Source organism: Streptomyces sp. NBC_00669, from assembly GCF_036226785.1.
Taxonomy (GTDB): domain Bacteria; phylum Actinomycetota; class Actinomycetes; order Streptomycetales; family Streptomycetaceae; genus Actinacidiphila.
Genome location: NZ_CP109018.1, coordinates 1570712 through 1585237, shown reverse-complemented (window position 1 = coordinate 1585237; position 14526 = coordinate 1570712). Strand labels below are relative to the sequence as shown.

The 14526-nt window shown below is 73.2% G+C and carries 9 protein-coding genes; 4 read left to right on the top strand and 5 right to left on the bottom strand.

The window, feature by feature from the left end:
* Nucleotides 1–209: 209 nt before the first annotated feature.
* Nucleotides 210–3680 carry a glycoside hydrolase family 3 C-terminal domain-containing protein gene (locus tag OG896_RS06280; protein ID WP_329363192.1) on the bottom strand — a complete coding sequence of 1157 codons (3471 nt, stop codon included), beginning with the start codon at nucleotides 3678–3680 and terminating at the stop codon, nucleotides 210–212.
* Nucleotides 3681–3838: 158 nt separating this feature from the next.
* Between OG896_RS06280 and OG896_RS06275 the strand changes: the two genes are divergently transcribed.
* Nucleotides 3839–5026, top strand: a complete 1188-nt coding sequence (locus tag OG896_RS06275; protein ID WP_329363191.1) for an ROK family protein — start codon at nucleotides 3839–3841, stop codon at nucleotides 5024–5026.
* Between the two features lie 663 nt (nucleotides 5027–5689).
* Here the strand turns inward: OG896_RS06275 and OG896_RS06270 are convergent.
* Nucleotides 5690–6451: an SDR family oxidoreductase gene (locus OG896_RS06270; protein ID WP_329363189.1), complete on the bottom strand. Its 762-nt coding sequence runs from the start codon at nucleotides 6449–6451 to the stop codon at nucleotides 5690–5692.
* Nucleotides 6452–6552: 101 nt separating this feature from the next.
* Here OG896_RS06270 and OG896_RS06265 point away from each other — a divergent pair, with 101 nt between their 5' ends.
* From OG896_RS06265 to OG896_RS06255, 3 genes are all read left to right on the top strand, one after another.
* Nucleotides 6553–7416: a helix-turn-helix transcriptional regulator gene (locus tag OG896_RS06265; RefSeq protein WP_329363187.1), complete on the top strand. Its 864-nt coding sequence runs from the start codon at nucleotides 6553–6555 to the stop codon at nucleotides 7414–7416.
* Between the two features lie 187 nt (nucleotides 7417–7603).
* A complete protein-coding gene (locus OG896_RS06260; protein WP_329363185.1) occupies nucleotides 7604–8722 on the top strand; it encodes a phosphotransferase in 1119 nt (372 codons plus the stop codon).
* 39 nt (nucleotides 8723–8761) lie between these two features.
* Entirely contained in the window at nucleotides 8762–9466 is a 705-nt protein-coding gene (locus tag OG896_RS06255) for a GntR family transcriptional regulator (RefSeq protein ID WP_329363184.1), read from the top strand.
* A gap of 36 nt (nucleotides 9467–9502) precedes the next feature.
* On the opposite strand, the gene OG896_RS06250 is transcribed toward OG896_RS06255, so the two are convergent.
* From OG896_RS06250 to OG896_RS06240, 3 genes are all read right to left on the bottom strand, one after another.
* Nucleotides 9503–10462, bottom strand: coding sequence for a LysR family transcriptional regulator (locus OG896_RS06250; RefSeq protein ID WP_329363182.1), 960 nt, complete (start codon nucleotides 10460–10462; stop codon nucleotides 9503–9505).
* A 124-nt stretch (nucleotides 10463–10586) separates the two neighbouring features.
* Nucleotides 10587–11777: a 4-hydroxybenzoate 3-monooxygenase gene (locus OG896_RS06245; RefSeq protein WP_329363181.1), complete on the bottom strand. Its 1191-nt coding sequence runs from the start codon at nucleotides 11775–11777 to the stop codon at nucleotides 10587–10589.
* A gap of 245 nt (nucleotides 11778–12022) precedes the next feature.
* Nucleotides 12023–14338 (bottom strand): protein kinase domain-containing protein, encoded by a 2316-nt coding sequence (locus OG896_RS06240; RefSeq protein WP_329363179.1) that lies wholly within the window; start codon nucleotides 14336–14338, stop codon nucleotides 12023–12025.
* Nucleotides 14339–14526: the final 188 nt, after the last annotated feature.

Genomic DNA, 14526 nt, shown 5'->3' with positions numbered 1-14526 from the left:
GACCGGTCACGGACCGATCGTCAGCACGGGCTCGGCGGTCGACAGTTGAACAACAACGAACTTTTTCCAAGCAATTCCCGCACATGTCACCGGACTCCCACATGCGCGTCAAGCCTCAGGACCGAGTTCGCGGTGGCGGGTTCTCGCCCGCGCGGGCGCCGTGGGCGGCCGGTCGACCGCCCGCCCACGGCGCCGCTGCCGACCGGAGGTCAGCTGATGGCGGTGGCGAAGACGTGCAACTCGGGGTTGCTCGGCAGGGTCACGTACCGCACCTGCTTCCCGCTGCTGAGCGGCACGGACGCCGCGTACAGGCTGACCTTCTGGTCGGCGGGGTTGGTGCTGCCGGCCGGCCGGTTCCAGTGCGGGGTGGTGACGACCAGCGTGCAGCCGCTGCCCGCGGCGTTGCTGTACCAGTCGGAGACGTTCAGGGTCGACGTGGAGGTGGTGCCGTCGGTGTAGGTGACGGTCACCTTGCCGGTCTGGGTGCCGTTGGTGCCGACGGTCAGGAGCGACAGCGCCGAGCCGGAGCCGGACTGGCTGACGAGCTGGCCGCCGGTGGTGACCGCGTCGGCCTGGCCGGCCGGCACGTCGGGCCAGGTGAACGTCGCGCCGCCGGCGGTCACCTGGCCGCCGGGCGTGACGCCGACCGACGCCAGCGCCTGCGCGGAGAAGCTGTAGCCCTTTCCGTCGAGGTTGCCGGGGGTCTGGTCGGCGTCGTCGGTGACGCCCACCGTGTCGCGGGCCGCGGCGAGGTCGGCGTAGGCGATCTGCACGGTCGCCTTGCCGGTGCCCGGCGGCAGGCCGCGGGAGCCGCTGTAGGCGGTGGTGGCGGCGAGGGTGGCCGCACCGCCCCCGGTCCCGGCCGGCACCGTCACCTGCCAGGTGGTGGTGGCCGAGGCGCCCGCGGGCACCTTGCGGAAGGTGGCGGCGGTGACCGCCTTCTTCGTCCAGCCGGCCGGCACGGTGAGCTGGGTGGCGGCCTGGCTCACGCTCTGCGTCGAGGCGTTGGTGAACGTGGTCTTCACCGACAGGGTGCCGCCGCCGTCAGCGGTGGCCGGCGCCGAGACCTTGGTGAAGCGCGGCCCCGAGTTCCTGGTCACCTGGAAGGCGCCCGACAGCGGCAGGGCCCGCGAGGAGTCGCCGACCTGCACGGTGTACCTGCCGGTGGCCAGCTCCCACGCCTGCGCGTCGGTGCTCCAGTACGACGCGTCCTGCGCGCTGATCTCGAAGGTCACCCGCTTGCTCTGGTGCGGCTTGAGGTCGACCTTCTGGAACCCCTTGAGCTGGCGGGCCGGTTCACCGGTCGAGGACGGGTCGGTCAGGTAGAGCTGCGCGACCTCGGCGCCCTCGCGGCTGCCGGTGTTGGTCACCTCCACGCTCGCCGGCACGGTGCCCTTCTCGCTGAGCGCGTGGCCCACCCGCAGGTCGGAGAAGCCGAACGACGTGTAGGACAGGCCGTAGCCGAACGGGAAGAGCGGCGTCAGCTTGTTCGTGTCGTACCACCGGTAGCCGACGTTCAGGCCCTCGGAGTACTCCACCGTGCCGTTCACGCCCGGGAACTGCGCCGCGGTCGAGGCCGGCACCTGGTCCAGCGACGTGGGGAAGGTGACCGGCAGCTTGCCCGACGGGTTCACGTCGCCGAAGAGCAGCGACGCGATCGCGTTGCCCGCCTGCTGGCCCGGGTACCACGCCTCCAGCACGCCCTTGACCTGGTCCAGCCAGGGCATGGTCACGGCCGAGCCGGTGTTCAGCACGACCACGGTGTTCGGGTTGACCGCCGCGACCGCGGAGATCAGCTTGTTCTGGTCGGCGGGCAGGTCGATGTTCTGCAGGTCGCTGCCCTCGCTCTCGAAGTCGTTGGCGTAGACGACCGCCACGTCGGACTTGGCCGCGAGCGCGACCGCCTGGTCCAGCGGGCTGCCCGCACCCGGCGGCGTCCAGCCCAGCTCGGCGACGGCGTCGCCGCCGGACTGGTAGTAGTCCATCTCGACCTGCACCGGCTTGCCCGCGGTCAGGTCCACCTGCGCGGTCTGCGTGGTGCTGCCCTGGTCCCGCCAGTTGTCGATGAGCTGCTTGCCGTCGATGAACAGCCGGCTGCCGTCGTCACTGGTGATCCCGAACGTGTACGTGCCGGTGGCCGGCGGGGTGATCGTGCCGGTCCACTTGGCGGAGAACGAACCACCGGACACGCCCGCGGCGGGCGCCTGGCCGTTCCACTTGAAGTCGACCTGCGGGTCGGTCGTGGTCGCCGCCGGGTCCCCGGCCAGCGTGGTGTTGGTGTAGTAGTCGCCCTGCAGCCCGTGGCCGCTGCCGGACGCCGGCGTCAGGTAAGAGCTGTCGATGGCCGGCAGCTCACCGCCGGGGCCGCTGCCGCCCTGGGCGTAGGACACGGTGGTCCCGGCGCCGGCCCGCGCCTTGATCCCGTCGTACGGGGTGACGGTGCCGGTGCCGCCGACGGACGCGCTGCCGCCGCCCGCGGTCATGGTGTCCACGCCGGCGCCGTCGCCGAGCACCGCGATCGACTTCACCTTGCGGGAGTTCAGCGGCAGCACGCCACCGGAGTTCTTCAGCAGGACGGTGCCGGCCTCGGCGGCCTTCCTCGCGGTGTCGACGTGCGCGGCCGTGGACGCGTCGGCGTCCGGGGTGTCCTTGGACGGGTGCTCGAAGAACCCGAAGCGGAACTGCTCGCGCAGGATGCGGGTGACCATGTCGTCCAGCCGGCTCTGCGCCACCTGGCCGTTCTGCACGGCGGTCTTGAGCGCGGCGCCGAAGTACGAGGCGTCCGGCATCTGCATGTCCATACCGGCGTTGGCCGTGGCGACCGTGCTGTGGGTGCCGCCCCAGTCGGAGGTGATGAACCCCTTGAGGCCGAAGTCGTCCTTGAGGATCGAGTCCAGGTAGGCGCTCGCGCACGCGTCGGTGCCGTTGACCGTGGAGTACGAGCACATCGCCGACGCCGGGTCGGACTGCGCCACCACCGCGCCGAACGCGCTGGTGTAGATCTCCCGGACGGTGCGGTCGTCGATGATAACGTTGTCAGACGGCGTGTTCCTGTTGGTCTCCTGGTTGTACACCGCCCAGTGCTTGACCTGGGCCATCACGTCCTGCCCCTGGATGCCCTCGATGTCCGCGGCGCCCATCTGCCCGGTCAGGTACGGGTCCTCGCTGTACGACTCGAACGCCCGGCCCCAGCGCGGGTCGCGGACGATGTTGATCGTCGGACCGAGGTCGACGTCGACGCCCTTGGCCTTGTCCTCGGCGCCGATCACCGAGCCGTAGGACCTCGCCACCGACGGGTCGAACGACGCGGCCACGTTCGCCGCGGCCGGCAACTGCGTGGTGTCGCTCATCCGGACGCCGGTCGGGCCGTCCTGCATCTTCAGCGCGGGGATGCACAGCCGGCTGTTGCCGGGGACCAGTCCGGTGTACGGGCCCGCGGCGGAGCCGTGCACCATCGCGATCTTGTCGTCGAGGGTCATCTTCGACAGCACCTGCGCCGTACGCGTGTTCACCGGCGCGGTCGAACCCACCCACGGGCAGGCCGGGTTGGGGCCGTCGGTGCCGGCCGCGGCGGCGGGGGAGACCCCGGTGGGGGAGAGTGCGAGCCCGGCGACCAGGGCGGCGGCGGCGGTTGCCACGGCCGCGGCCCGCCGTCTGCGGGACGTTCTGAATCGTTTCACGATCAACACGGCTCCTCTGTTGGCCCGAGGCGATCCGGGGACCGGCCCGGGAAGTGGCGTGCGGATGGACCCTAGGCTCACCCAACTCGACTTTCAAGAGGTAGAGTCGGGCCTCAATTCGGCCGTTCAACGGCAGAAATTTGAGCTGGGGTGACGGCATGACAGATGCGACCGGGCCGGTCTCGGCGCGCCGGATGCGGACGCGCGAACTGCTCCTCGGGGCCCTCGCCGAGCGCGACACGGTCAGCCGCGCGGAACTCAGCCGGCTGACCGGGCTGTCCCGCAGCGCGGTCGGCGCGGGCGTGGCCGCGCTGCTCGCGGAGGGGCTGGCCACCGAGGGCGCCGGGTCGCCGGCCGCCGCCGGCCGCGGCCGGCGGGCCGGGCTGGTGAGTCTGCGGCCGGCCGCGGGGGTGGTGGTCGGCATCGACTTCGGGCACGCGCACATCACGGCCGCGGTGGCCACCGCGGCCGGGGAGATCCTGGCCGAGCGCACCGACGAACTCGACGTGGACGGGCGGCCCAACGACGCGCTCGACTCCGCGGCCGGCCTGGTCCACCAGGCCCTGGAAGCGGCCGGCCAGCGGCTGGACCGGGTGCTGGGCATCGCCGCGGGCATCCCCGGGCCGCTCGACGTACGGACCCAGGTGGTCCGGGCGCCCACGATCCTCTCGGACTGGGTCGGCCTCGATCCCGCCGACGAGCTCGGCCGCAGGCTCGGGCATCCGGTCAGCGTGGGCAACGACGCGGACATGGGCGCGCGGGGGGAGCGGGCCTTCGGCGCGGGGCGGGGGCTCGACGACTTCCTCTACATCAAGGCGTCGCACGGCATCGGCGCCGGCATCGTGCTGGCCGGCCGCACCTACCGGGGATCGACGGGCATCGCGGGGGAGATCGGCCACACCCAGTTGCCGGGCGCGACGAGTTGGTGCCGGTGCGGCAGCCGCGGCTGCCTGGAGACGGTGGTGTCCATCACCGAGGTGCGGCGCCAGCTCACGCACGTGCTCAAGACCGGCGCGGGGGACGTCTCGACGGTACTCCCGCCGCTGGCCGAGCTGGCTCCCAACTCGGCGGCGGCCCGCGTGGTCACGGACGCCGGGCGCACCATCGGGCGGGTGCTGGCCGACCTGGTCAACTGCCTCAACCCGGCGGCGATCGTGCTCGGCGGTGAACTGGGCACGGCGGGGGCCCCGTTGGTGGCGGGCGTCCGCGAGTCCGTCGACCGCTACGCGCAGCCCGCCAGCGCGCAGGCGGTCAGCGTGCGGAGCGGGTTGCTGGGGCAGCGTGCGGAGTTGCTGGGGGCGATGGCGACGGCGGCGGCGGTGCGGGCGGGGGGTGCGGCGGGGTGAGCCGGGGGGAGGGGGCCCCGGTGCGTGAGCCGGGGGAGGGGTCGCGGCTGTGGCGACCGCCTCCACGGGGCCGGGGTGGGCCGGGCGAGGGGGCGCGCGTGCGGCCGGTGTTGCCGCGCCGCGGGTCCGGTGGGGGGTGCGCGCGGCGCTGTGCGGGGGTGAACGGTGCGGGAAGCCCGTACGGGGGTGGGCGGGGGGTGCGGCGGAATGCGTCGGTGTGAGCCGGGGGAGGGGGCCGCGGCTGTGGCGACCGCCTCCACGGGACTGGGGCGAGGTGGGCGAGGGGCCGCGCGCGGCGTTGTGCGGGGGGAACGGCGCGGGAAGCCCGTACGGGTGTGGGGCGTCGCCCGTGACCGTGCGTGGCGTGTGGGTCACGAGGGCCCCGGCGACCTCGTCCGGGGCCGCACAGGTCGTCCGCCCTTCGCTCCCTTCGCATGGAGGGCTTTCGGGAGGAAAGGACATGCTTGATCGATGGCATCGGGCGGCCTCGATCTTTTTCCGGCCACCGGCGCGCCCCCCTCTGCCGGGCCCCCGTGGAGAGGGCGCGGCAGAGGGGGCGAGCGAGCGGGGCGATGGCCCGGCAGCGCCTCGGGTGCGTCAGCGGTCCGTCGAAGATCGCTGACACGAGGATGGTGCACCCGCGGGCACGCTGCGCGCCCGGTGTCAGACGGGCTGGCCGATCGGACGGAGCGTCACCGTGTTGAGGTCGACGCCGGCCGGCTGGTCGAGCGCGAAGCCGATCGCCTCGGCCACGGAATCCGGGCTCATCGCGATGGGGGGAGCCTGGCCGTGCCAGAACGCGGTGTCGATCATGCCTGGGTTCACGACCGTGACTCCGATGCCGCGGGTCGTGGCGTGCAGGCGGAGGTTCTCGGCGAAGCCGACCACTGCCCACTTCGTGGCGGAGTAGAGGTTCCCCGGGCTGTTCTTGATCCCGGCCACGCTGCCGAGGAGCACCAGCCGGCCGCGGGACCGTTCGAGGTGGGGCAGGGCCGCCCTGGCCAGCAGAGCCGGGCCGAGCACGTTGGCGAGCACCATCGGAGCCCACAGCTCCGGATCGCCGTCGTCGACCACGCCGGCACTGCCCGTCCGGAAGTGATCCGCGGACGCGCCGCCCGCGTTCGCGATCGCCGCGTCGAGCGACCCGAAGTGCTCCACCGTGCTGGTGACCACCGTGTTCGTGGCGTCCCAGTCGGAGGCATCTGCCACCAGGCCCAAGACGCGGTCCGCGTGGCCGACCTCGTCGAGGAAGGTCTTGAGCCGACCAGGGTCGCGCCCGGTGACGGCGACCCGGTGGCCACGCGCGAGCAGGAGCCGAGCGGTCGCGGCGCCGATCCCGCTCGTGCCACCGGTGATCAGGACCGTCTTTCCAGCGACCGGCGCGGCGCCGGAGCCGGTGGGTGTGTCAGTGAGTGAGGCGTTCATGGCGTCCACTGTGTGGCGCGGCGCGGGCCCGTGACAGTTGCTTCCGAAGGTGGGGACGGCATCCCCTGGCGCCGGCGGCGCAGCTCAGGGAGGCTGGGCCCATGTCGAACACGAGGTACTCCGAACTCGGCGGCTTCCTGCGTTCCCGACGCGAGCGGATTCGCCCCGAGGAGGTCGGGCTCGCGCCCGGCCCGCGGCGCCGCGTCCCCGGTCTGCGTCGCGACGAGGTCGCCGTGCTGGCCGGTGCCTCGGTGGAGTACTACACCGAGCTCGAGCGCGGCGCCGGGTCGCAGCCCTCCGACCAGATGCTCGCCGCGCTCGCCCGCGCCCTGCGCCTCAGCCGCGACGAGCGCGACCATCTGTACCGGTTGGCGAACCGCCCGATCCCGCCCCAGGGCGGGACGGCGTCGCACGTCCACCCCGCGATGCTCGACCTGCTGACCCGAATCGACGGGACCCCGGCGATGGTGAGCACCGACCTGCACACCGTCCTGGTCCAGAACCCGCTCGCCCTCGCGATGCTCGGCGACCTGTCCGCGCACCACGGCCGCGCGGCGAGCTTCATCTACCGGTGGTTCACCGACCCGGCCGCGCGGCGGATCTACCCGCAGGAGGACCTCGCCCCGCAGTCACGCTCGTTCGTCGCCGACCTGCGCGCGGCAGTCGGGCGACGCAGCCCGGGCGACGCCGAGGCGACCGACCTGGTGGACGAGCTGCTGCAGCAGTCGCCGGAGTTCCAGGCGCTTTGGGCCGACCAGGACGTGGAGGTGCGCAGAGACGAGCGCAAGCGGATCGTCCACCCCACCGTCGGCATGCTCGACCTCGACTGCCTCAGCCTCTTCAGTGAGGACAGCCGCCAGCGGTTGCTCTGGTTCACCCCGCGCGCCGGGACCGACACCGCCGAGAAGCTCGCGCTGCTGACCGTCGTGGGCACGCAGGCGATGCGAACCGAACCGGTCCGATGAACCGATCGAGGAGGTACCGGTCGAGCGACGGACGTGACCGGCCGGTCTTCGCCTTCCCGCGCCGCCGGCCTCGGTGCGTGACGCCGCCGTCGGATCGGACGCAGGCGGCTGTCGTCCGCACGGCACTCGGCGTTCGCACCGCACTCGGCGTCCGCACGGCACTCGGCGTCCGGCGGGAAGGAAGCGGATGACCGACCGTGGCCTGCCCGACGCCGGCACGATCGAGGCCGTCCTGGCATCCCATGAGGGCGCGTGGGCAGCCGGAACGCGGGTGCTCTCGGTGCGGGACCTGTCGCCGGGGCTGGGACAGGCAGCGGTCCTCGGGGTGAGCACCGCGGCTCCGGAGGGTCACCCGTCCCGGTGGATCGTCAAGATCCCGGGTGGGGGCCACCGGTCCCTGCTCGACTCGCGTGATGGCCGACTGGACCGCCGAGAAGCCCGCTTCTTCGGCAGCGGCATTCCCGCTGCGCTGCCCCGCGGCCTGGCCACACCGCCGGACGCGACCGTGGTGCGGCACGACGGGCGCGTGTGGATGGTGATGCGCGACATCGGTGCCGCCTTGCACCGGCCCTGGACTCCCGCCGCCGCCACGACGGCCGCGCTGCGCACCGCGCTGCTGTACGTCCCAGGGGCCTCGGACCCCGGCCTCCTCGACGCCCCCTGGCTGGAGCGCGACGGCCACGCCGCGTACACCCACCACGTTCCGGCCGGTCACGACAACCTCGACGCCCTTGCCCACGAGCCGCGGCTCAAGGCGCTGTTCACCCGCAGGCAGGTTCGCGCCCTGCACACCTGCCTGGACGCGGCCGCGGAGCTGAACTCGCGCGCCGCCACGCTGCCCAGCACTCTCGTGCACGGCGATCTCACGCCACGCAACGCCGGCCTGGACACGGACGGTGCCCTCGTCCTCATCGACTGGGAACACGTCGGCGTCGGGCCGGTGGGCTTCGACCTGGGCACCTTCGTCTCCCTCTACCGCGTCTTCGGCGGCCACGGCGAGCTGGACGAGCAGGCCCTCCTTGAGGAGTACGGCCGAGCCCTCAGCGACCTGGCCGGCACCGAACTGCGCCACCCCGCCGCCCTGGGCTTCGCCACCGCCCACCTCACCTGGGGACTGCACCTCCGTCTCGGCCCCGGCCTGACGGCGGTACGCCAGGGCTTCCACAGCGAGAACCCGGGAGAACTCTCCGCACACCTCGACGACATCCGCTCGGGATGCCTGCGCGCCCTGTCCTGGGCACCCGCGGCGGGAGTGGCCGCGGCGGGAGTGGCCGCCCGGGATGGCAGTGGGCTGAGGGCAACGTGACATTGTATTCTGGCGGTCACGTGCGTGGGAGGGTCGGTCATGGGTCATCTGTCGTCTCGCAGTGCCATTCCGGTGCGGGAGAACCTACGGGACCAGGTGGCCAACGCTCTGCGTGCCGCGCTCGTCGCGGGGGAGCTGCGGCCCGGTGTGGTGTATTCCGCGCCGACCCTTGCCGTCGATCTCGGGGTGTCGGCCACGCCGGTGCGGGAGGCGATGCTCGATCTGGCCCGGGAGGGGCTGGTCGAGGCGGTGCGGAACAAGGGTTTCCGGATCACCGAGGTCACCGAGCGGGAACTGGACGAGTACACCGAGATCCGCGAGCTGATCGAGGTTCCGACGATCGGACGTGTCACGGCCGTGGCCGGCGCCGAGCAGTTGGAGGCGCTGCGCCCGCTGGCCGAGGAGGTCGTCCAGGGTGCCCGGCGGCATGACCTGATCGCGTACCTGGAGGCGGACCGGCGCTTCCACCTCGGGCTGCTGGGCCTTGCCGGCAACGCCCACCTCGTCCAGGTGGTGGGCGACCTCCGCAAGCGCTCGCGGCTGTACGGGCTCACCGCGCTGGACGCGAGGGGCCGCCTGGTGGAGTCCGCCGAGGAGCACCTCGAACTGCTCGACCTCATGCTCGCCGGGGACGTCGAGGGCGCCCAGGCGTGCATGCGGCGCCACCTCGGCAACGTCCGCTCCCTGTGGGCCGACACCCCGGAAGGGGCCCCGTCCGCCGGGCCGGACCGCGGCGCGAGCTGACCGCACGACGGGGCTCCGGCACGCGCCGGGGCCGCCTCACGTCCGCGGGGTCCGGTAGTGGCGGGCGGCCCACGCCTGGAAGTGCGGTGCCCGGGCGATGAGTTCCTCGTAGGCGGCCAGGGCCGCGCGGAAGAGGGTCTCCGCGACCTCGCCGGACACCCGCTCGCGATGCCACACCAGTACGTAGCGGCACCACAGGGGCGTGCCGACCAGGGGCTTGACGATCACCCCGGGAATCGGCCGGCACGTCGCCTGGACGATGGAGATCCCCAGCCCGTCCGCGATCATCCGCTGCAACTCGTCCCGGTCGCCGAGGAATTCATGCACCGTGGGCGGGGTGAAGCCGGCCGCCCGGAAGGCGTCGTAGCAGACACCGGGCCAGCCGGCACCGTCGTCGGGGGTCAGGAACCAGGCGTCCCCGGCGAGTTCGAGCAGCGGCACGTCCAGCCGGCCGCGGGCCGGGTGCGTGGTGGGCAGGGCCACGAAGCTGGGCTCGGTGACGATCCCTCGGCGGGCCAGGGCCGCGGAGTGCGCCAACTCGCGTCCCGGGTAGTCGACCGCGACGCCGACGTCCACCTTGCCGTCCTCGATCAGCTCGACGATCTCGGCCGAGGAGTACACGCTGCTCACCTGCGCGGCGAGGGTCGGCAGGACGGCGCGCGCCCGTTGCAGCATGCCGGGCAGGACGGGCGTGTTCGTCGCGGCCAGCCGCAGCACCCGGCCGGCCCCGGGCCGGCCGGCGGTGGACCGCCGCCCGATCGCGTCGGCCAGCGCCACCACCTCGCGCGCCTGCACCACCACCTCGACCCCGAAGCCCGTCGGGGTCACCCCGGAACTGCCCCTGACGAACAGGTCCTCGCCCATCAGCCGCTCGATGCGCTTCAGCTGGTTGCTGACCGCGGGCTGCGAGCACCCCAGGACGGTGGCGGTCCTGCCGAGACTCATCGTGTCGGCGATCGTGCACAGCATCCGCAGGTGTCGGAGTTCGAGTTCCATCAGCCGGCACACCCCCCGCCCCAGGTCTCTCAGGAATGTGCCAATTTTACGGCCGATCTTGGGTTTTGGAGGTTCCGCTGCGGGCCGGGAGCCGGTTGGCGGAGGAAGGGTCGGGGCGGGAGGTTCAGATGCCGACGTAGTTCTCGGCGAAGTAGTCCTGGTGGCTGCGCAGATCCCGCAGGCTCGTCAGCCGCGCGCGTTGCAGCGCGCGCTGGAAGACGGCTTCGTCGTCGTCGCCGGCAGGGCTGTGCAGAAGGTTGATCATCCAGTGCGAGAACTCCTGGGCGTGCCACAGGCGCGGCAGGCAGTCCCGCGAGTACCGGGCGAGCCCGCGCGGGTCGTCCCTGACCAGCGCGTCGACGAGCGCCCTGGCCAGCGTGTCCGCTGCCATGATGGCGAGGTTGGCGCCCTTGGCGGCGGACGGGCTGATCAGGGCGGCGGCGTCGCCGGCCAGGAACAGCCGCCCGTGCTGGAGGGGTTCACGCACCTCGGAGCTCAGGTCCACGGTGGTCCGCTCCAGGATCGGCCCCTCGTGCAGGGGCTCGTACTGCGCGGTGCGCATCCTGACGGCCAGTTCGTCCCAGATCCGCCGCTCGCCCCACTCCTCGGGGTCCTCGCCGCGCGGCACCTGGAGGTAGTAGCGGGTGACCGTGGAGCTGCGTGCCATGTGGCCGGCGAACCCGCGGTCGTGCACGGCGTAGGTCACCGCGGCCATGCTCGGCGGCGCCTGCGCCAGGATCGCCAGCCAGGTCACGCCGTGATACCGCCGGTACTCGCGGGCCGCGACGGCGGGCAGCGCACGCCGGGCGACGCCGTGCCGGCCGTCGCACCCGGCCAGGTACGCCCCGGACAGCCGGTAGGCCGTCCCGTCGGGACCGGCGCAGTCCACCGACGGCCGGTCGGTGTCGATGCCGTGCAGCCCGGTCACCGCCGTGTCGAAGCGGATCTCGCCGCCGCGGTCCAGGAACGCGGTGATCAGGTCGGCGACCAGGTCCTGCTGCGGGTAGACCGTCAGCGGCTGACGGTGCCCCAGCGCTCCGTAGTTCAGCTCGAACTGCCCGTGCTCGCCGCGGAAGGCACACGTGTCATGGCGCTCCCCGCGGGCCCGCAACCCCGCGGCGAGCCCGTTCTCCTCCAGGACGCGGACGCTGTGGGGCGCCAGGAACCCCGCCCGGGCCCGCCGTTCCACGTGCGCGCGGCTCTGCCGCTCCACGATCACGCACGTGACGCCCGCCGCCCGCAGCAGGTTGCCGAGCACCAGCCCCGCGGGTCCGGCACCGACCACCACCACCTGGGCGTCCCTGGACGCGAGCATGCCTGTTTCCCCCCAACTCGGCTCACCACGGGGTACGTTCGCCGCTCACGGCGAGCGATTTCGGTGAAGCTCTCCCCAACGGTAACCGGCGGGCGTGGCCCGAGCCCGGCTGTCACGCTGATCGTGCCCCTCCGTCCCCCGTTCGGTGCCGGGCAGGGCAAGGAGCGGGCCCGTCGAGGCCGGCGATGGCGGTCGGCGGAAGGAGGTCGGCGGTGGCGGGTGGCGGTCGGCCGTCGGCGGGACCGTCAGTCCGACTTCGGCGGCTTCTGCGCGTCGAAGGCGAAGAGGGTGTTGTCGGCCGCGGCCACGATCACCTCACGCCCGGCGAGGGCCACGCGCGGGCTCGCGCCCTGCTCGCCGGTCAGACCGTCGGCCCGCGGGTCCGTGGTCCAGAGGGTCCTGCCGTCGGCCGGGGACAGCGCGACCACCCGGCCGGTGGCCGAGCTGAAGTACAGCGCACCGGCTCCGGCGACCGGCCCCGACGCGCCCTCCACGGCAGTCTGCCGCGACCACTTCTTCCGGCCGGTCAGGGGGTCGAGCGCGGTGACGAGACCGGTCTGCCCGCTCACATAGACGGTGCCGCCCGCCATGCCGGGCGTCCCCTCGTACACCTTGGCCAGCGGGGTGTAGGTGACCGTCCGCGCGACAGGGTCCACCCGCACCACCCTGTCGTAGCCGGCCGGCGCCGGTCCCGACATGTGCTCCTGGAGGAGTACGAGCTTGCCGTCGGCGACGCCTACCGGCACGGCGGGGGCCTTCACGTCGATCGCGAGGGGCCTGCCCAGCTTCCCCGAAACGCGGTCGACCGTGTAGAGGGTGGGGTGACGCACGTCCAGGTCGTCCACCTCCGCACGCGTCGCGCACATCGCGAGGAGCCGCGCGCCCGCCAGGACGGGAGAGCACTGCCGGTCCGCGGGGAACGGGGTCCTCCACAGCACGTGACCGCTGTGCGCGTCCCGGGCTTCCAGGCGGGTGTCGGCCGCGTTGACCGTCACCACGGCCGAGCCGAACACGAGGGCCTCCTCGGTCCGCGACGTGACGGCCGCCGACTGGTCGCCCGACGCGACGGACCACAGCTCCCGGCCGCTGTCCGCGTCGACGGCCACCACCTCGGTGGGCGGGTCCTGCGGGGCGTCCTCGGCGGCGAGGCGGTAACCGATCACCGTGTCGTCGGTGGCGCCGACCATGTGCATGCCCTGGGAGGGCACGCCCGGGCTCTTCACCGTCCACACCCGCGAGCCGTCCGCGGCCCTGATCCGGGTCGCGAGCACACCGCCGCCCCCGCAGTACACCGCGTCGCCGTGCGTGACGCACCGCAGCTCGTCGGGGATGCCCGCGCCGCCCCGCACGGTCATGTGCCACGGCGCGAAGCCGTCCGGAAGCGAGCCGACCGGCGCCGCGACGCCGGTGACCTTGTCGCCGACGTTCTTGCCCTGGTCGCCGCCGCTGTTCCCGCCGAGGCCGCCCGCCTGGAGCGCGGCGATCCCCCCGCCGATCGCCGCCACCGCGACCGCGGCCGCGAGCACCGGACGCCAACGGCCGCGCAGACGGCGGCCGGTGGGGGCTTCGGTGTCCTCGGTGCCGGAACCGGCCGGGGGGTTCGGCACTGAGGCGTTCGGCGTCGGGGAGTTCGGCGCCGAGACGTTCGGAGTCGAGGCGCTCGGTGCCGGGGTGGGCGGTGTCGCGAGGTGATGCTGGGTGATCACGTCGCGGGTGTGGCCCGCGCCGATGCCGCTCGGCTCGGTCCCGCCGAGGTCGACCGGCAGATCCCGGAGCAGCACGAGGAGTTCGTCCGCCGAGGGGCGCCCCTCGGGCTCCTTGTCCAGGCACGACTCGACGACCGCGCGCAGGGCCGCCGGTACGGCATCCAGCGACGGCTCCTCGTGCACCACCTGGTACGCCGTCATGTAGGGGCTGTCCGCGTCGAAGGGACCGTGGCCCGTGGCCGCGTACACCAGCAGCGTCCCCAGCGAGAAGACGTCGGACCGCGGTCCCACGCCACGCGGCGCCTGGAGCTGCTCCGGCGACATGAACGGCGGCGTGCCGATGACCCGCCCGGTCATGGTCAGCGTCTGCTGGTCGACGGCGCGCGAGATGCCGAAGTCGATGACGCGCGGGCCCTCGGGGGAGAGCACGACGTTCGAGGGCTTGAGGTCACGGTGGACGACACCCACCCGGTGGATGTCGCGCAGCGCCTCCGCCAGCCCGATGGCGAGCCTTCTCAGCTCCGCACCGTCCAGCGGGCCCTTCGCGGTGATGTGCTGGGCGAGCGTGTGCCCCTCGATGTAGGTCGTCGCCATCCACGGCTGCTCGTCCTCGGTGTCGGCGTCGACCACGGCGGCGGTGAACGCGCCGCTGACCCGCCGCGCCGCCGCCACCTCCTGCCGGAACCGGATGCGGAACTCCTCGTCCCCGGCGAACTGCTGGTGGATCAGCTTGATCGCCACGGCCCGCCCCGAACTCGTCCGGGCCAGGAAGACCGTGCCCATGCCACCCGAGCCGAGGCGTGCCTCAAGCGGATAGCCGCCGATCTCGGCTGGGTCCCCTCCGCGCAGCGACACTCTTCCCGTCCTCCTGTCCCCGTGTGTCTCCGCCATCACGGGCCCGCGTACCTGTCCTGCACACAAACTAGCCGCAGTGTGGTGCGGCAGGCCAAAGCGGGTGACGCACGGGGAGCCCGGGGGCGTGCTTCGTCGCCAGCCCGGTTCCGGGGGAGTCCTGCTCGGCGACTGTCAGGTACGCCGAGCAG

Coding starts and splice junctions, on each gene's coding strand:
- OG896_RS06275 (WP_329363191.1), top strand. CDS start 3,839: ATGACAGATGCGACCGGGCCGGTCTCGGCGCGCCGGATGCGGACGCGC.
- OG896_RS06270 (WP_329363189.1), bottom strand. CDS start 6,451: ATGAACGCCTCACTCACTGACACACCCACCGGCTCCGGCGCCGCGCCG.
- OG896_RS06265 (WP_329363187.1), top strand. CDS start 6,553: ATGTCGAACACGAGGTACTCCGAACTCGGCGGCTTCCTGCGTTCCCGA.
- OG896_RS06260 (WP_329363185.1), top strand. CDS start 7,604: ATGACCGACCGTGGCCTGCCCGACGCCGGCACGATCGAGGCCGTCCTG.
- OG896_RS06255 (WP_329363184.1), top strand. CDS start 8,762: ATGGGTCATCTGTCGTCTCGCAGTGCCATTCCGGTGCGGGAGAACCTA.
- OG896_RS06250 (WP_329363182.1), bottom strand. CDS start 10,462: ATGGAACTCGAACTCCGACACCTGCGGATGCTGTGCACGATCGCCGAC.
- OG896_RS06245 (WP_329363181.1), bottom strand. CDS start 11,777: ATGCTCGCGTCCAGGGACGCCCAGGTGGTGGTGGTCGGTGCCGGACCC.